Origin of the sequence: Methanomassiliicoccus luminyensis B10 (assembly GCF_000308215.1) — an archaeon.
Taxonomy (GTDB): Archaea; Thermoplasmatota; Thermoplasmata; order Methanomassiliicoccales; family Methanomassiliicoccaceae; genus Methanomassiliicoccus; species Methanomassiliicoccus luminyensis.
This window is the reverse complement of record NZ_CAJE01000015.1, coordinates 19,736-37,469: the sequence shown is the minus strand read 5'-3', so window position 1 is coordinate 37,469 and position 17,734 is coordinate 19,736. Positions and strand designations below refer to the sequence as shown.

18 protein-coding genes are annotated in these 17,734 nt (G+C 61.2%); 6 read left to right on the top strand and 12 right to left on the bottom strand.

Annotated features, from left to right (window positions below; translation table 11 throughout):
* From WYS_RS09190 to WYS_RS09155, 8 genes are all read right to left on the bottom strand, one after another.
* Window positions 1-1,356, bottom strand: a complete 1,356-nt coding sequence (locus WYS_RS09190) for an aspartate kinase (protein ID WP_019177873.1) — start codon at window positions 1,354-1,356, stop codon at window positions 1-3.
* Complete coding sequence (gene dapB, locus WYS_RS09185) at window positions 1,353-2,138, bottom strand: 4-hydroxy-tetrahydrodipicolinate reductase (protein WP_019177872.1); 786 nt, start codon at window positions 2,136-2,138, stop codon at window positions 1,353-1,355. Before dapB ends, WYS_RS09190 begins: the two co-directional genes overlap by 4 nt.
* Before the next feature lie 15 nt (window positions 2,139-2,153).
* On the bottom strand, window positions 2,154-3,026 hold the full coding sequence (dapA, locus tag WYS_RS09180; protein WP_019177871.1) for a 4-hydroxy-tetrahydrodipicolinate synthase: 873 nt from the start codon (window positions 3,024-3,026) through the stop codon (window positions 2,154-2,156).
* A 1-nt stretch (window position 3,027) separates the two neighbouring features.
* Window positions 3,028-3,450 carry an Lrp/AsnC family transcriptional regulator gene (locus WYS_RS09175; protein ID WP_049796328.1) on the bottom strand — a complete coding sequence of 141 codons (423 nt, stop codon included), beginning with the start codon at window positions 3,448-3,450 and terminating at the stop codon, window positions 3,028-3,030.
* Window positions 3,451-3,620: 170 nt separating this feature from the next.
* Entirely contained in the window at window positions 3,621-4,088 is a 468-nt protein-coding gene (locus WYS_RS09170; protein WP_019177869.1) for a pyridoxamine 5'-phosphate oxidase family protein, read from the bottom strand.
* 114 nt (window positions 4,089-4,202) lie between these two features.
* Window positions 4,203-5,162, bottom strand: coding sequence for an endonuclease V (locus WYS_RS09165; RefSeq protein ID WP_019177868.1), 960 nt, complete (start codon window positions 5,160-5,162; stop codon window positions 4,203-4,205).
* 123 nt (window positions 5,163-5,285) lie between these two features.
* Complete coding sequence (locus WYS_RS09160; RefSeq protein ID WP_019177867.1) at window positions 5,286-5,786, bottom strand: nitroreductase family protein; 501 nt, start codon at window positions 5,784-5,786, stop codon at window positions 5,286-5,288.
* Between the two features lie 168 nt (window positions 5,787-5,954).
* Window positions 5,955-7,484 carry a mechanosensitive ion channel family protein gene (locus WYS_RS09155; RefSeq protein ID WP_019177866.1) on the bottom strand — a complete coding sequence of 510 codons (1,530 nt, stop codon included), beginning with the start codon at window positions 7,482-7,484 and terminating at the stop codon, window positions 5,955-5,957.
* A 325-nt stretch (window positions 7,485-7,809) separates the two neighbouring features.
* Here WYS_RS09155 and WYS_RS09150 point away from each other — a divergent pair, with 325 nt between their 5' ends.
* The 6 genes from WYS_RS09150 (at window position 7,810) to WYS_RS09125 (ending at window position 13,721) form a co-directional block, all read left to right on the top strand.
* Entirely contained in the window at window positions 7,810-8,592 is a 783-nt protein-coding gene (locus WYS_RS09150) for an ATP-binding protein (protein WP_026068983.1), read from the top strand.
* Window positions 8,593-8,595: 3 nt separating this feature from the next.
* Window positions 8,596-9,711: an ABC transporter substrate-binding protein gene (locus WYS_RS09145; RefSeq protein WP_019177864.1), complete on the top strand. Its 1,116-nt coding sequence runs from the start codon at window positions 8,596-8,598 to the stop codon at window positions 9,709-9,711.
* 121 nt (window positions 9,712-9,832) lie between these two features.
* Window positions 9,833-10,888, top strand: a complete 1,056-nt coding sequence (locus WYS_RS09140; RefSeq protein ID WP_162137728.1) for a methyltransferase — start codon at window positions 9,833-9,835, stop codon at window positions 10,886-10,888.
* Window positions 10,881-11,948 (top strand): FecCD family ABC transporter permease, encoded by a 1,068-nt coding sequence (locus WYS_RS09135; RefSeq protein ID WP_019177862.1) that lies wholly within the window; start codon window positions 10,881-10,883, stop codon window positions 11,946-11,948. Before WYS_RS09140 ends, WYS_RS09135 begins: the two co-directional genes overlap by 8 nt.
* Window positions 11,945-12,697: an ABC transporter ATP-binding protein gene (locus WYS_RS09130; protein WP_019177861.1), complete on the top strand. Its 753-nt coding sequence runs from the start codon at window positions 11,945-11,947 to the stop codon at window positions 12,695-12,697. The genes WYS_RS09135 and WYS_RS09130 overlap by 4 nt, the downstream gene beginning before the upstream one ends.
* A 139-nt stretch (window positions 12,698-12,836) precedes the next feature.
* Window positions 12,837-13,721, top strand: a complete 885-nt coding sequence (locus WYS_RS09125) for an A24 family peptidase C-terminal domain-containing protein (RefSeq protein WP_147654311.1) — start codon at window positions 12,837-12,839, stop codon at window positions 13,719-13,721.
* A gap of 21 nt (window positions 13,722-13,742) precedes the next feature.
* On the opposite strand, the gene WYS_RS09120 is transcribed toward WYS_RS09125, so the two are convergent.
* From WYS_RS09120 to thiL, 4 genes are all read right to left on the bottom strand, one after another.
* Window positions 13,743-14,174 carry a MarR family transcriptional regulator gene (locus WYS_RS09120; RefSeq protein ID WP_019177859.1) on the bottom strand — a complete coding sequence of 144 codons (432 nt, stop codon included), beginning with the start codon at window positions 14,172-14,174 and terminating at the stop codon, window positions 13,743-13,745.
* A gap of 32 nt (window positions 14,175-14,206) precedes the next feature.
* Window positions 14,207-15,646 (bottom strand): MFS transporter, encoded by a 1,440-nt coding sequence (locus WYS_RS09115; RefSeq protein ID WP_019177858.1) that lies wholly within the window; start codon window positions 15,644-15,646, stop codon window positions 14,207-14,209.
* 78 nt (window positions 15,647-15,724) lie between these two features.
* Window positions 15,725-16,768 (bottom strand): AmmeMemoRadiSam system radical SAM enzyme, encoded by a 1,044-nt coding sequence (amrS, locus tag WYS_RS09110; RefSeq protein ID WP_019177857.1) that lies wholly within the window; start codon window positions 16,766-16,768, stop codon window positions 15,725-15,727.
* 4 nt (window positions 16,769-16,772) lie between these two features.
* Window positions 16,773-17,732 carry a thiamine-phosphate kinase gene (gene thiL, locus WYS_RS09105; protein ID WP_019177856.1) on the bottom strand — a complete coding sequence of 320 codons (960 nt, stop codon included), beginning with the start codon at window positions 17,730-17,732 and terminating at the stop codon, window positions 16,773-16,775.
* Between the last annotated feature and the right edge of the window lie 2 nt (window positions 17,733-17,734).

Below are 17,734 nucleotides of genomic sequence, written 5' to 3'. Positions count from 1 at the left end.
TTAACCACCTATGAATGTGTTGTGAATGCTCCGGACCGCGTCCAGGGCCTTCTCGCTGGGCACCGCGAAGTTCAGCGCCACGTCCGAGGCGCCCTCGGATATCATCTCGATATTGGCGCCGATCTCGGCGACGTTGGCGAACACCTTCGCGGCAACGCCGGGCATGTTTATCATGTTGTCCCCGACACAGCATATCAGAGATACATTACCTTTCACGGTGAGCTTCTCGATCTGCGGCTCGTTCAGGGCGCTGATGCGCCTGATGACCTCGTCCACCGCGGTGGTCGGCACGACCACCGCCAGAGTGGAGAGGGACGTGGACACCGCGTAAGTGTTCACGGCAGCGTCGGAGATGGAGCCGATGAGCCTGGAGATGAGGCCGGGCTGGTAGACTATCTCCGAGGAATAGATCTTCACGATGGAGAGGTCGCATTTCACGGCCACGGACCTGAGCAGGTCGCCGCCGTCGGACTTCTGCCTCCTGATGAGCGTCCCGGGGGCCTCGGGGTTGAAGGTGTTCTTGACGGTGAGCGGTATGTTCTTCTTCCTCACCGGCTCGATGGTGCGGGGGTGCAGGACCTTGGCGCCGAAGTAGGCAAGCTCGGCCGCCTCGCTGTAGTCCATCTCGTCGATGGTCCTCGCGCCCGTAACTGCCCGGGGGTCGGCGGTCATGAACCCGTTGACGTCGGTCCAGATCTCGCACATATTAGCGTCCAGGCCGAAGGCGACCACGGAGCCGGAGTAGTCCGAGCCGCCCCTGCCGAAGGTCATGGGGACCCCCTTGCGGTCAACGCCGTAGTATCCGGTGTGCACGGGGGTCTTGCCCTCCTCAAGCAGGGGGATGATGTTCTTCTTCATGTTGCGGTATGTCGCCTCGAGATTGGCGGAGCCGTTGCCCGGCGTGCCTTCGGCGATCAGGCCGGACTCCTCGGAGGATACGGCGATGCCGTCCACGCCGCGGCTCTGCAATATATGCGCTACGGTGATGGTGGAAAGCCTCTCCCCCCATGAGGAGATGAGATCGTCCAGCACCGGGTCCGCGTCGGCCTTCTTCCTCGCGTCCAAAGCTTTGGACAAACCGCCGATGCTCTCGTCCAGCGCCTTCCCGTACCTCTCGAAGACATCGGGCTTCATGAGGATCTTGCCCGCGGAAGCGTATTTGGTGCGCACCTGGCCGACGAACTCGCCGGTGTCGGGGCGGTCCCTTATGCAAGCTATCAGCGAATTGGTGACCCCGGACATGGCGGAGACCACCACTACTTTCTTTGCCGGTTCGTTCTTGATTATGGAGGTCATCCTCTCCAGCGCGTCCACGCTGCCCACGCTGGTGCCCCCGAATTTCATCGCCTTTATCATGTTCCCAGCCCCAAAACCCCGTCCATGGAGTGTATCTGGCCATCGCGCTTGTCCGCCACCCACCTGATGGCCAGGACGCAGCCCTCCGCGAACGCTTCGCGGGAGTGGGCGCGGTGGGTGAGCTCGATCCTTTCCTTGTGGCCGGCGAAGATGACGGTATGCTCGCCCACCACGTCGCCGGCGCGGACGGAATGGATCGCTATCTCCCTTCCTCTCGCTCCCACGTTCCCCTGCCGGCCGTACACCATCTTCTCTACTCCGGTAGCCTGGGCTATGATCTCGGCGGCCTTCTTGGCCGTGCCCGAGGGAGCGTCCTTCTTCTGATCGTGATGCACCTCGATTATCTCGACCTCATAGTCCTTCAGGTTCGCGGCCAGCTGCCGGCAGGCGCTGAAGAACACGTTCACGCCGATCGAGAAGTTGGGAGCGACCACCGCAGCCGAGCCGGTTGTCCGGAGCTTCTCGCGGAAAGCCTCCATGCTCTGCGGAGAAATGCCGGTGGTCCCGACCACGATGTTCAATCCCTTCCTCTGCACTTTGGGGAGGTTGCCCTCCGCCGCGGAGGGGGAGGTGAGGTCGACGTACACGTCAGCGTCCTTGGTGGCCTCGGCGAGCCTGTCCGCTCCGACCGCCGCGACGCCCGGCGCGACCTCCTTCCCCACGCTGGCGCTGCCCTCAGAGACTATCGCGGCCACCAGCTCCATGTCCTCCTGTTCGGACACCAGCCTGCACACCAGGCCACCGAGCTTTCCGGTGGCCCCGCCCACTGCGACCCTGATCATGCTTTCACCACGCTTTTAGATGAGCCCATATGATGACAGGGTCTTCCTGAGGGAATCGAGGTTCGCTTCGCTCATGTCGCACAGCGGCAGGCGGAACGGACCGGACGGCTTGCCCATGACGCGGAGGGCTGTCTTGACCGGGATGGGGTTGGTCTCGATGAACATCGCGGCGACCAGGGGGATCAGGTCAGCGTTGAGCCGTCTCGCTTCCTCCAGCTTCCCCGCGTTCATGGCCTTGACCAGGGAGACCACCCTGTCCGGGACGATATTGGACACGACCGATATCACGCCCTTGGCGCCCACGGCCATGGCCGGCACGGTGAGCGCGTCGTCGCCCGACAGGACCGTGAAGTCCTTGGGCGCGCTGGCGGCTATGGCGGCCATCTGGGCCAGGTCGCCGGACGCTTCCTTCACTCCCGCGATGCCGGGGATCTCCGCCATCTTCAGCATGGTGGCGGCGTTTATGTTGGACCCAGTCCTCGACGGGATGTTATACACTATGATGGGGATATCGACCGCGCCGGCGATGGCCTCGAAGTGCTTCACGACGCCGGCCGGGGTGGGCTTGTTATAATATGGCGAGACGGAGAGCAGGGCGTGCGCTCCCAGGTCCTGGGCCGCCTTGCTGAGATGAACGGCCTCGCTGGTGGCGTTGGCCCCGGTGCCGGCGACGACCCTCGCTCTCTTGGCCTCGTCGACCACGATCTCGATGACCCTGAGGTGCTCCTGGTAGTCCAAGGTGGCCGATTCGCCGGTGGTGCCGCAAGGCACCAGCATGCTGATGCCGTTGTCCTCCTGGAACCTGACCAGCTCCCTCAGGCCATCCTCATCGATCGCCCCGTCCCTTCTCATCGGAGTGATGATGGCGGTGGCGCATCCGGAGAACATCTCACGAGCCCCCGAAGTGCTCCTTCAGGATCAGCCTGGTCCTGGTGGATTGAACGTTGTCGAAGCGGCGGATGCGCTCGATGATTTCGTTGAGCTGAGGGGACGACGTCACATCGATAATGGCCACTACGTCCTCCTCTCCCGTGACCTCGAATACCTCGGACACTCCTTCGAACGTCGCTATCTTGGTGGAGACATCGGAGGTGTTGACGTTGACGTTGATCTTGATCTCGATGATGGCCTTGACGTTCTTGCTGGAGGTCTTTATGGTGAAGCACTGGATGACGTTGTCGTCGACCAGCTTCCTGACCCTGCTTCGAATGGTCCCCTCGGAAACCTTCAGCTGGTTCGCGATATCTACAAAGGGGCGGCGAGAGTCCCTCTTAAGTATCTCTATTATCTTTTCGTCCAAGTAATCTATCACAGGCTTTCTCTCCTTTTGCAAGACTTTTACGATTTTCCCTGCGGTTTTTGATGATAACGGGGTATTATTATTAAACTTTGTGTAAGAGGGAGGCTCCACTGCGAATCAGGGGGATGCGGAAGCCGCATATCGCAACGAACCTTGTATTCCGGCCGGGCCCGGTCCAGAGGTCAGTAGCCAACCCTCTTTCCGGTGAGGGATTCCAGGTCCACCCTGATGACGGCCATGTTCTCCAGGCCTTGTCCGCTGTAATTGAACCCGGCCTTGCCGAACTGCTGCTCCACGATGATGTCCATAGCCTCGCGCTTCTCCTCGGGGTCCTCCACGAACCGAGCTCTTCCGGACCCGATCACGCTCTTGAACCTGAAGGCGATCCTGTGGGGGCCGCCGGGGGACCCCGGGACCATCTCGTAGCCGGTGTCCACGACGAAGCATACGCGGGGGTCCCGCTTCAAGGCCTCGATCTTCCTGCCCTCCCTGGACGAGTGCAGGTACAGCCGCCCGTCCCGATAGCCGTACGCTGTGGGGAGCACATAGGGGCCGCGGTCATCGCACATGGCGAAGCGGCACACCTTCTCCTTCCTGAGCAGTTCCTCCATCTCTTCCCGGTCGGTGATCACGTCCTCCTTAAGCTTCATGAGGGATACATGGGGAAATGGAGAGAATAAATGTACGGGCTCGCTCCCCGGCGCCGGCCATCAGGGGCGGGGACAGGCGCGCGGCCGGTCGGCTTTGCTCGCCCGCCCGTGCTCTCACGCGGGGGCATCCTTCCTCGCCTTGTTGGCGAGATCGTGCGCCCTCCTCAGGGGCTTGGGGATGCCCCGGTCCAGGAGTTGCGAGCAGATCTCCGTGGCCGTGCCCAGCGATACTCCCGTGCCCACGGACACGTACGTCGCCTTCTTTCCTTCCCTGAGCATATGCCCGGCCACCTGTCCGTCCAGAATTATGGGCGAGCTCTCCGCCTCCGGCCGTTCGACCTTTCCGACCAGCAAGCTCTTGGCCGCCCCGACCGTAGGTATCCCCAGGCAGGTGCCGATGTGCGAGGCGATGCCCGCGCCCCGGGGGTGCAGGACCCCCTGCCCGTCAATGAGATATACGGTCCCGTCTTCCGGCCGGATGAGCGGGCGCAGGGCCGGCATCTCCCTGAACGTGAGATAGGTGGGGATGTACGGGAACTTCACCGTGCTCTCCATGGTCCTCTCTTCCACCAGCTCGCCGCTCTCCCAATCGTAGATCGCGATGGCGCTGAAGGCCCTCTGCCCCTCATAGGATACGTCCAGCCCGGCCACCCTGCGGAGCTTTCCGAAGTCGTCCCTGTCCGCGATGCGCTCCCGCACTAGCTCCTGCTCCTGGCGCAGCTGTTTCAGCACCGGGGGGATGCGGAATCCCCTGAACCTGATGGCGTCAAAGGAGGCGACGCGTTCACCATCCACTTCCACTCCCTCGGAATGTAGGAGCTGGACCTTGCGCTCCCTTCCCTTGCCGTAGCCGTCGTACCACCCTACCGATCCGTCGGAATAGACGATACGATGGCAGGGGACGACGATGGGGGTGGGGTTGTGGCACAGTATCTCGCCCACCGCCCTGGCGGCCACCTTGTCGCCCAGCGCGGAGGCGATGTCCCCGTATGTCGAGACCATCCCCCTTGGTATCTGCGAGGTGGCCTCGTATACCAGGGCCGCGATATCGACTTCGGTGCTGCAAGCTGGCATCAATGCCTCTCCTTGGGCTGGTCGGTGCATCATCGCGCCCCCTGTGCGACGAAAGCCCGCAGGAGGATTAAATCTTTGGACGTGGACGTCAGCAGCATCAGGCTTCGCCCCCTCCTCGGAGATTCACTGCCTGGTCCCGTACCTGTCGTAGTGCACCAGTTCGTTGAGATGCTTCCTGGTCCGGGCCTCCGGGGCCTCATCAGGATATCCGAGCGTCAGGCAAACCGCCACCTGGCGGTTGGCCGGCACTCCCAGTATCTCTCCGACCTTAGCGGGGTCGAACGCCCCGATCCAGCAGGTGCCTAGGCCCCTGGCGTGCGCTTCCAGGGTGATGTGGTCGATGGCGATGGTCAGGTCGACCTTGCCCCACTTCTGCTGGGGGTCCTCGATGCCCGCCAAGAACACCGAGCAATCCTCCACGAACTTCTGGTTCTTGCACGCCGCGACCAGCTCGGCCTTTAGCTCAGGGCCCTTGACCGCTACCAGCTCCCAGGACTGCCGGTTCGCCGCGCTGGGGGCCGCCCTTGCCGCCTCCAGGACCTCGCTGAGGGTTTTCTCGGGCAGGTCCTTCTTTACGTACTTTCGAATGCTCCTTCTTCCCTTGATGGCGGTGGTAACGTCCATGGCGGCTCCTCCAACTCTCTTCTCAGGCCGAATATCCAGCTCGCGATTAAAAAAAGTTGGGTACCCTCTCCGCCGTCGGAGCCTCTATCTCGTTCATTATTGGAAGCGGCCGCGAGCCTCCCCTTTCATGTTCGCCGATCGATCGGGGAAAGAGGGAATGGAAGAGGTTTACGGCCCGTCCGTAGGCGGGGCGTTCCTGAAGGTGACCATTTCCTGGGGCAGCGCGATCTCGATGCCTTCCTCCCGGAACTTCTTGTAGATCTCCGTCCTGATCTCGGTGGCCACCCTCCACTGCTTCCTGACATGGTCGACCCAGAACCACAGCCTGAACTCCACGGCCGACTCGCCCAGCTTGGCCAGGCGGAGGAAGGGGAGCTGCCCCTCCTGCCTGACCACGTCGGGGTGCTTGCTCACGATGTCCATGAGGATGGCCCTGGCCTTGTCCAGGTCGGTGCCGTAGACCACCCTGACGTCGGCGTACACGCAGCGGTGGTTGTCCGGCCTGGAGTGGTTGATGACCCTCTTGTTGGCGACCTCATTGTTGGGGACGATGATCATCTCGTGGTCATAGGTGTTGTACAGCTGGGTGGAGCGAATGCCCACTCTCTTGACCTCGCAGACCTCTCCGGTGTCAAGCTCGATGAGGTCCCCGACCTTGAAGGGACGGTCCAATAGGAGCTGGATGCCGGAGAACACGTTCCCCAAGGTCTCCTGCGCGGCGAAGGCCACGATCAGGCCGACCACCCCCATGCCGGCCACCAGCAGGGTGAGGTCCACGCCCACCACGTCAAGCACCAGGCCGACGCCCACCACGGGGATTGCAATGATCCCCACCTTGTGTAGCAAGGGGACGAGGACGTCGTCGATCTCGGTATCGCTCTTCTTGGCCCACTTGTCGGCGTAGTGGATGACCACCCGGTCGAATACGCGGTAGGCGATCCAGGTTGCGACCAGCGCGACGATGATCTGATAGGCTTGCCAGATCCGTATGTGCCATTCGGTGGGGATGTTCACAATGGATAGCGAGTCCACCAGGCCGAACAGGACTATGAGGATGAACATGGGCATCCTGACGATCTGCACGATGCGGTCGTCCAGGTCTGTCCTGGTCTTCTTGGTGAACTGGTGGATCAGGGGGTTCACCACGAAGTATATGGCCGCAGCGATGGCCACCCAGACGGCCAAGGTGATGATGAAAGACCACAGTAGGGTGTTGAACGGGGAGGGAAGATCATTGGCCCACATCCCGAAGATCCTGTTGCCGGTGGACTCGAACATGGCATGCAGGGTGACCTGGGCGGTCCTCTCCAGATGCACGGAAGCGGATGGGTCCCCGTTGAGCTTGGTCAGGTCGAAGGCCATGCTCAGGACCAGGTCCTCGTTGCCGACGTCGCGATGCGCGTTGACCGTGGCCGTTACTACAGCGTATTCTCCGGGCTCGATGATCGGAGGGTACTGGGAGAGGGAGACGTCCCAAGCATCGGAGGTGCGGTCCAGGGCGGAGGTCACCTTCAGCAGGTACGGCGAGGTGTCATTGTTGTAGATCACCCACTGGAACTGCGCGCTCTCCCCGGCGTCCACGTCCGCCTGGGTGGCGCTGGCGCTGTGCACATACAAAGGGTCGGCGGAGACCGTCGGTACCGCCAGCACCGACAGCAACAGCAATGGCAGTATGAAAGCGAGAAGGCCCTTCCTCATTGCCGGACCCATCCGCTAGATGCATAAAAACGTTCCCCGATGGAACCTGGTTGCGCATTGGTAAAAAATAGGTCTGAGATCGGAACACGCTGTTCCGCCGTTCACGAATGTCGTCAGCCTTGCGGCGGCGGAACACGGGACGACCGTTTCACCGTTGCTCATTGATTGACATGCCCTGTTCGCCTATGTTCTGGAGGATGCTCGGGAGAATTAACGATTGATCATGAGGTCAGTAACACGAAATTAAAATTCGTAATAATGTTTTTAAGCGATGACCGCGTTAGGTTCTTAACCCCGTTTACGGGGGATCGACAAGGGGAAAACTATGAAAATAATAATATCTGGAAAGGGTGGGAGCGGGAAGAGCACGATATCTTCCCTTTTGGCAAAGGAGCTTGTCGGCAAAGGGTACCGCGTACTGATAGTCGATGCCGATGAATCCAACTACGGCCTCGGGGCCCTGCTAGGGATGGAGTGTGGCCAGGAGCTCATGGATCACCTCGGCGGGAAGAAGGTCATCGGCGAGAAGATGCGCGCGGCTTTCGCCAAGGGCACCAAGGAACTGGCCATGCCGTTGTTCGACCGGTCGTGGAGCATAGATGAGATCCCCGCTGATTGCATCTCCCGGAACGGCGAACTGTACCTCCTGCAGGTCGGCAAGGTGAAGCATTTCGGAGAAGGGTGCGCTTGTCCTATGGGCGGCCTGTCCAGGGAGTTCCTGGACCATCTAAGGCTTGGGCCGAAGGACATCGCCATTATCGATACCGAGGCGGGAGTGGAGCATCTGGGGCGGGGGGTGGAGAAAGGCGCGGACCTGATACTGGCCGTTCTGGACCCCTCATACGAGTCCATAAAGCTTTCCGGCAAGATCAAGGAAATGGCCCACGAGGCGGGGAAACCGGCCTACTTTATCCTGAACAAGGTAGAAGACGGATCGTCCGAGAAGCTGCTAGGCTCGCTCGACCGGAGCGACGTCATCGCCATCGTCCCGAGGGACCGCGAGGTGGAGCAGAAAGGCTTGAGCGGGGAACCGCTGGATGGGTCGATCCAGGGGCTTTCGGGCATATCGTCCTTCGTGACGGAAAAGATCGCCGAGGGGAGGGCATGAACGATGGACAAGAAAACAAGGTCCCTGGCCACGATCGCTGTGGTGGCCGTACTGGTCATCGCCAGCCTCATTGTGGTCGCCAACATGAGACCCTCCGGAGGCGGTCCTGCGGATGGGACCAGGCAGATCAAGGATATGCTCGGCCGGACCGTGGCCGTACCCGAGACCGTCACCAAGGTGGTCGGCACGAGCGCGGGGGCGCTGAGGATGATCACATATCTGAACGCCAGTGAAATGGTGTGCGGGGTGGAGCAGCATGAAACCGACCTCACCGGCAGGCCTTACGCCATGGCCCACCCAGAGTATGCCAGCCTTCCGATAATCGGCCCGCAGCATGGCGGTGACCCCGAACTGATCGCGGCGGCGGCACCGGACGTCATATTCAGCGCCGATGCAGTGATATCGAACCTCGACGCGCTCCAGACCCAGACCGGGATCCCCGTGGTCGGGATAATCTATGGCGGCCTGGACACCCCGGCCAACATCCAGGCGTTCTACCAGGGGCTGACCCTCATGGGAGATGTGATGCACAAGGAGGACAGGGCGGAAGAGGTGATCGAATACGTGAGCGGGGCCATCACCGATCTGGCCACCAGAACTGCCAACGTGGCCGACGCGGATAAGGCCACGGCCTACATAGGCGGGCTGTCCTCCCGGGGCAACCATGGCATAACTTCCACCAGCTCGTTCTTCGCGCCGTTCGTGCTGACCAACTCCAAGAACGTTGTGACGGCGGCCATGACCAGCAACACGGTCGGGGTTGTCAACATTGACCTGGAGGTCATTCCTGGCCTCAGCCCGCAAATAATATTCGTGGACTTCAACGGCCTCGATCTATGCAGGCAGGATATTCAGAACCGTCCAGATCTATTTGACGGCCTGGATGCCATCGAGAGCGGTCAGGTCTACGGCCTGATGGGGTACAACTGGTACACTTTGAACTACGACACGGCGCTGACCGATGCCTACTACGTCGGCAAGCTGCTGTACCCCGACCAGTTCCAGGACGTGGACCCGGTCGAGAAGGCGGACGAGATCTACTCCTTCCTCTGCGGTGCGCCGCTGTATGATCAGATGGTACAGCTTTACGGCCCCTTCGGACCGGTGAGCTTGATCTGAGAGGGGACCGTCCACTGAACCCCTTTGCCCGGGCGGCGGGTGTCATGCTATCCAGCTGCTCGGGGGCAAACATCTTTCAATGGGCCGGGTGAGGCCCAATACGCAAGAAGAGGACGATATCATGAAAGACGCTCAATATCTCACTACATCCGCCTGCCCCGGCTCTCGGGAGTTCTCCGATCTGATGGAGAGGTCGTCGGAAGGTCTCCGGCGATATCATCTTGTCATGACCGCGTGGGACCTAGGCCTGTTCGACCTGACCACCGCCCTCATCGGCCATGAGGCGCTGGCAGCGAAGCTGGGATGCCACCCCCAGATGACCAAGATGTTCTGCGAGGCGCTGGCAGAGGCCGGCCTCTTGGAGAGGTCGGGCCGGGGTTATGTCAACTCGATGCTCGCCAGTACCTACCTGGACGCCGCCTCCCCCTATTGTATGAGGAGCTCCATGTCCAACCTGAAGAGGAACAACGAGAGGTGGGCGAGCCTTGGCAACATCCTGAAGAACGGCCCGATGGTCATGGAGAGGAAAGACCGCTTCGATGACAGCTGGATAACCGGGATCGCCGAATGGGCCGAGACCGGCTCGGTGAGGGAGGCCATGAGCGAGATCGCCGCGCGCACGGACGTAATGCGATGGCGCCGATTGCTGGACCTCGGCGGGGGGCACGGCCTGTACTCGGTCGCGTTCACCGTCCTCAACCCGGAACTGGAAGCGTTCGTGTTAGATCTCCCCACGGTGGTCCCCTTGGCCAAGAAGTACATCGAGTTGTACGCGGCGGACCGGGTCGGGACGATCCCCGGTGATTTCTACAAGGATGACATCGGGAGCGGATACGACGTCATATTCTCATCCTTCAACCAGAGCGGGAACGACCCCTCTGTCCTCCCCAGGATATTCCGGGCATTGAACCCGGGAGGAGAGCTGATCATCCGCCGGTTCAGGGACAATGGGAAGGACGAGGCCATGAACACCTTGGACTGGAACCTGATAACCTTCGAAGGGAAGAAGATCGGCAGCAAAAGGCACACCTCCGATATCGTCCCCGGGGAGGAGGAATATCTTCGCGCTCTGAATGAGAACGGGTTCGAGGTAACGTCCATCGTACCCGCTGGCGAAGCGTCCATATTGATCTTCGCCAAAAGGTCGACGGCCCCAGGGGCGGTAATCGATGGCTGAGCAATATGGGAGCGTTGAACAAACAAAGGAAGAGACCGACTATGATCAGTATGTCTGGAAGAAAGTCCTCTTCATTATTATATGCTCCCTGATACTCCTCGCGGTCGCCCTGGTGGCTTTGTGCATAGGGGCGGCGCAGATCACCCTCTCACAGGTATTTGACCAATTGGCCAGCCAGAGCGGGATCGTCTGGAGCATACGTCTGCCCAGGGTGCTGGTGGCGGTAGTGGCCGGATCCACGCTGGCCGTGGCCGGGACGGTCATGCAATGTCTGCTGAAGAATCCCCTCAGCGAACCCTATACTCTGGGCCTGAGCCAGGCGGCGGCCTTCGGGGCAGCTTTCGGCATCGTTGTGCTGGGAGCGGGGGCGATGTACAGCAATGCCAAGGATGCTGTGGTGGTCAGCAACCAGTATACCGTGACCATCTGCGCGTTCCTGTTCTCCATGATTTCGACGGGGGTCGTCCTGGTCCTCTCCCGCCTCACCAAGGTATCGCCGGAGGCCATCATTCTGTCGGGCGTGATCATGGGCTCCATATTCGGGGCCGGCTTGACCGCGATACAATATTTCGCCAATGATGTCCAGCTCGCCTCGATAGTATATTGGACGTTCGGGGACCTGAGCAGGGTGACGTGGGACAGCCTCACCCTCATCGTGGTCCTTTCCGTCCCCATCATGATATTCTTCGTTTACAATCGATGGAACTACAACGCCATCGATGCGGGAGTGGATACCGCCGGCAGCCTGGGCGTTAACGTGAACGCGCAGACCATGGTGGGAATGACCCTGGCCTCGGTCATCGCGGCGGTGGTGGTCTCTCTGATGGGCATCATCGGCTTCGTTGGACTGCTGGCGCCCCACATTGTCAGGAGGGTCATAGGGTCCGATCATCGGTTCGTCATCCCCGGAGCGGCCGTCCTGGGAGCGCTCATCCTGCTGGGCTCAGACACTCTGGCCCGCACGATAATCGCCCCATTGGTCCTTCCGGTCGGGGTCATCACTTCCTTCCTGGGAGGTCCGTTGTTCCTTTATCTTCTGATACGGAGGTACAGGAGATGATGCTGGACATAAGGGGCATCAAGTTCGCCTACCGGGGCAGGGAGGTGCTGAAGGACATCCTCCTCGGCACCGGTGTCAATGATGTGCTGGCCATCCTCGGTCCCAACGGGGCGGGCAAGACCACCCTGCTGAAGTGCATCAACGGCCTGCTGAAGACCAAGGTCGGCACGATACTGCTGGAAGGGGAGGACCTGCGCGAGATGACCCGGGTGGAGATGGCCAAGCGCATCGGCTACGTGCCTCAGCGGGCCGATGTTTCGAAGATGACGGTCTTCGACGCGGTGCTCCTGGGGAGGAAGCCCCACATAACCTGGGACGTTTCCAGCAAGGACCTCCAGGTAACCAAGGACATCATCCGTGCGCTGGGTTTGGACTCCCTATCCCTGAAGTACATCGACGAGATCAGCGGCGGGGAGCTTCAGAAGGTCCAGATCGCCCGGGCGCTGGTCCAGCAACCCAAGGTCATGCTCCTGGACGAGCCCACCAGCAGCCTGGACCTGTGCAATCAGCACCGGATCATGAGATCGGTGGTCGATGTGGTGAAGGGAAGCGATCTCACCGCGGTGATGACGGTGCACGACCTGAACTTGGCCCTGCGCTACGCGGACAGGTTCCTGATGCTGAAGGACGGCGTGATATACGCGGCCGGCGGCGTCGAGGTCATCACGCCCGAGAACATCGAGACCGTTTACGATATCCCGGTATTCGTGGAGACGGTCAGAGGGAGGCCTATGGTGGTCCCCGCCTGAACGCGGCGCGTTAAGTAAGGCAAAGAGCTACCCGCTCCGCTGGAAGTCGTTCGGGGAACGTGCACCACAGGGCGGGATAGTGGCTCGACCAGAATGTATGAGGAAAGGATTTTTACATGAGTAAGGGTTGGAGGCGGCCATGGACTGGCTGCCCGCCGCCAAGGTCGCGATATCCCTCGCCATCCTCATCCTGGCCTCCCGCTCCGACTGGAAGTACCGGGAGGCCTCGGACACATACTGGCTGGTGCTCGGCACCGCCGGCCTGGGGTTCTTGGCAGCGCAGATGGTCATTGACGGTGCCGACGCGGTGTTCTTCCTCATCCTCATCCCCATCGCCATCCTGTTCTACGACCTGTTCTGGGACCGCAAGGGCATTTTCGAGGATGGCATCAACCCGGTGCCGCTGGGCATGTACGCCGCCGCCCTGGTGCCGCTCGGCGCGCTCGTCTATCTGGAAGGTTCGGAGCAGTACCTCTGGGAGCTGATGATCGTCCCCATATTGTTCGTGATCTTCGTGGTCATGTACTACCTCGACCTCATCAAGGGCGGGGCCGATGCCAAGGCCCTCATCGCCCTGTCCATCATGTTCCCCCTGTACCCGGTGATGGGGCCGTTCCCCCTGATCGCCATGCCCAGCGGGCTGAGCCAGCTGGTGATACCATTCCCCATCGTGGTGCTGTTCACCGCCGCCCTGCTGTCCCTGGCGGTCCCGGTGGCCCTGTTCTTCCTGAACCTCGCGAGGGGCGACAGGAAGTTCCCGGCCATGTTCCTCGGCCACCAAATGCCGCTGGCCGAGGCCAAGAAGAAGTTCGTGTGGCCCATGGAGCGGGTCGAGGAAGGGGCTCGTAAGTTCACCATGTTTCCCAAGGGGGCCGAGGATACCGCCGCCCAGCTGGAGGCGCTGGAGGCCGCCGGGGCCGACAGGATATGGGTCACCCCGCAGGTGCCGTTCCTGATCCCCATCACCGCCGCCCTGCTGTTCTCGGCCGTCGTCGGCAACGTGTTCTTCCTGTTCCTGGGATGAGGGGCGGTCCGTCCGGGTCCGTCAAACGGACTGTTCCGCCCAGAACCTCGCCGTTTCGTCCAGCATCTCGCCGAACTTCTCCAGCTCTTCTTTAGAATACTTTTCCTTCAGCCGATTGATCATCTTCCCGACCTGGCGCTCGTCCTCGTCGTAAGCTTCGTTCTCCTCAGGGGCGATGGATAGATAGTAGATGCGCCCGTCGGCCTCGCTCCTGGTCTTGGTGACGTATCCCTGCTCGACCAGTTCATTGACCTTGATGGTGACCGACGATTTAGAGATATGAAGCATGTCCGCCAGCTTGGACACGGTGCAGTTCTCGGTGAAGGCTATGAGGTCCATGTAGAGCACGCTGTTGAACGTCAACCTCTCATTGACGTGGACGCGGCTCATCATCCTGAGCGTCATCAGGGTGCGAGCGTAATAGTGTCTGGCGAAGCTCTTCTTCAGGTCCATGGCTGTGGGAGATGGTTTTGTTTATTTAACTGTCACTCGGGTTCGCTCACAGGGGTGCTCCCGCTGGGCCGGGGGCTCCGCTTCTTCTCATTGAACGACGCGGCCAGCGCCAGCGCGGTAAGGGACAGCGCTACGCCGGCCATCATGGCGAAATGGAACCCGTCAAGGAAGGGCCCCAGCGGCATCTTGGATATGTCCACGCTCCCTACCCCGGACCCGACCTCGAAGAGCGCGGCGAATATCACGGTCCCCAGAGCGCTCCCGAAGTACATCATGAACGACATCAGGGACGACGCGGACCCGTTCTCGCTCTTGGGGACGCTCTCCACGATACGGCTGGATGCGGCGCCCCCTCCGAGGGCCCACATCATGCCCATGGCCGCCAGCGCAGCGATCAGGGGGAGGTACCCCATCCCCGGCTCTATCATGGAGTAGATGAGCATGAACACCAGCATCATGGCGCAGGCGGCCACCACGAAGGCCCTGCGCTCGGTCCGGTCGGACAGCCTGCCCGCCTTCGCTGACAGGGGAAGTATGACCAGCGAAGGTATCAAGAGGAACAGCCCGCTGGTTATCGAGTCGAACCCCATCCCCCGGACCAGGTAGAACGGGACGAGGTATAGCGCGCCCATGAAGCAGGCGTTGATGAGCATGTATGAGATGAGGGCGGCGACGAACCCCCTGAACCTGAACAGCTTGAGGTTCAGGACCGGGGCGGCGGTCCTGCGGTAGGTGATGAGGAACAGCGCCAGGCACAGCACGAACACCAAAGCCACCGGTACTGTGAGGCCGCCGATCCCCGCCGACGGCACTGACTCCACCAGGTAGAGCCCGGACGCCAGGATGCCGAACAGGAACACCGACCCCTTGATGTCGAACGATGCTCCCTTGATGCCCTCGTCCGCGGGAATGGCCTTGAGGGCGAACCCGATCGCTACCAGTCCTATAGGAACATTGATGAGGAATATCCAATGCCAGGACAGCAGCTCCACCAGGAACCCCCCGAAGGCGGGCCCTATGGCCGCGCCGACGGTCATTCCCAGCATGACCACCGAAAGGGCGAACCCCAGCCTGCCCGATGGATAGAACTTGACGCACAGCATCAGCGAGGAGGCGGCCAGCATGGCCGCACCTACCCCCTGGGCCGCTCTGGAGATGAGCAACATCTCCAGCCCTGCGGACAGTCCGCAGGCCAGCGAGCTCAACGAGAATATCAGGAACCCGACGATGAAGACCTTCTTTATCGCCCCGCTGTCGGAGATCTTGCCGAAGATGAGTATCAGCCCGGCCATCATCAGGAGGTAGATCGTGATCACCCATGACACGGACCCGGCGTCCCCTCCGAAGGTCTCGCTGATGATGGGAAGGGCCACGTTGACAATCGAACCGTCCAGCCCGTCCATGAACATGGCCAATGCCGCGGCTATCAGCAGCATCCTCTGACCCCTGCGGTCGGTTATCGGCCCGTTCATGGCCGCCCGAAAAGGTTAGACATATTTAAGTATAATTGTCTAACATTTTCCTTTGCACGTGCGACCTCTTTCATACGCTCAGCGAGCCCTCTTGCTCTCTGCCTGCTCTACCAGCCCTCTTCGCTGCACCAGGTAGAGGTCCTCCCCGCAGACCTTGCATTTCCCATCTATGGCGTCGTTGCGGAGAATGTGGAACCCCTGCCTCTCGATCACCAGGTTGCCGCAGTTCGGACATACTGTGTCCTCTCCGTGCGGCAGCGACACGTTCCCGAGGAAGACGAACTTGAGCCCCTCCTTCTCGGCCACCCTTCTGGCCATCTCCATCGTAGCTATGGGCGTGGGTCCCCTGTCCTGCATCTCGTAGTCCGGATGGAACCTGGTGAAATGCACCGGGACCTTGGGGTTGAGCTCGGCCATCCACCGGCAGAACTTGCGTATCTCGTCCTCCCCGTCGTTCTCGCCGGGAATGATGAGGTAAGTGATCTCGATGTGGATGCCCAGCTCGTGCGCCAGCTTGGTGGCTTCGAGCACCGGCTCCAGGGCGGCCTTGCAGATCTTGTCGTAGAAGCGCTCGCTGAACCCCTTGATGTCGATGTTCATAGCGTCCAGCACTGAGCTCAACTCTCTCAGAGGCTCTTCTTGGATGAACCCGTTGGTGACGTACACGGTGAACAGGCCGCGCTCCTTGGCGATCTTCATGGCGTCGTACGCGAACTCGTGCCAGATGGTCGGCTCGTTGTATGTGAAGGCGATGCCGCGGCACGAGCTCGTTTCTGCCATGTCCGAGACCTCCTCCGGCCTCATTTCCCGCAACGTGAGCTCGGCGAGCGAGGCCTGGGATATGGTATAGTTTTGGCAATGGAGGCAGCGAAGATTGCATCCTACGCTGCCGAGGGACAGCACCCTTTCCCCGGGGTAGAAGTGGAACAAAGGCTTCTTCTCGATGGGATCAATATTGATCGAGGCGGCCCTGCCGTAGCTCATGGCGTACAGCTTGCCGTCGCGGTTCTCCCTGACCCCGCACATCCCCCGCCGGCCTGGGGAGATGCTGCAGTTCTGGGGGCAGAGATGGCACCTGATCCGTTCGCCTTGCGATTCCCAGAACCTGGCCTCGTGCAGCATAACCTTACATCCTGAAGTGTTCCCATCCTCGGTTCTCTATCGGGACTACTCCCCCGTCCCTGATTAATATGTTTTCCTTTCCCACAGCCTTGCCGATGATGTGGAACCGCTCCCCCAGTGACGCTCTCAGCTGCTCCTCCGCCTCCGGGCGGAAGGTGAACAGGAGTTCGTAGTCCCCGCCGTAGTACATGGCCAGCTCCTCGACGCTCTCGCCGGTCCGCTTCGCTACCTCTAGCGTCTCGGGGTCGATGGGGATGCGGCTCCAGTCGACCTCGAAGGAGACGCCGCTGCGCTTCCCGATCTCGCTGATAGTGAATGCCAGCCCGTCGGTGATGTCCATGCACGAGGTGACCGCACCGGACGAGGACAGGACCATGCCCTCCCTGGTCCGGGGCTGCGGCTCCAGGAGCGCCTTCAGCGCCCGAGGGGCGTCGATGCCCTGGGTAATGGCGAAGTAGCCGGCGGCGGACAGCCCCATCGGGCCGGTAACGGCCAGGAGGTCCCCCTCCCCCGCTTCGCTCCGCAGCAGGACCTTGTCCTTATCGACCAGGCCGAGGGCGCAGCCGGAGATGGCCACGTCGTCCCCCTCCTTGGTGTCCCCTCCCAGTACCTCGGCGCCCACCGACAACGCGCAGTCCTGGACTCCCTTCATGATGCTCAGGAAGTCGTCCACTGGCATGCTTCTCGGCAGTACGAAGGAAGCGAGTATGCCGATGGGCCTCGCCCCCATCGCCGCCACATCGCTGAAGTTCACTGCGGCCACATACCATCCGGTCTGCCAGTACGACATCCCCTTGGGCATGTGCGACAGCCGGGAAGTGATGTCGGAAGTAGCTACCAGATACTGCGGGCCTATGTCCACGGCCGCGGCGTCGTCCCCCGGCCCCACTGCGGCAGTGCTCCTGATGCTCCCGATGAGCGAGGCTACGACAGCCTTCTCTCCCAGGTCGGCTAGGGTCTTCATGG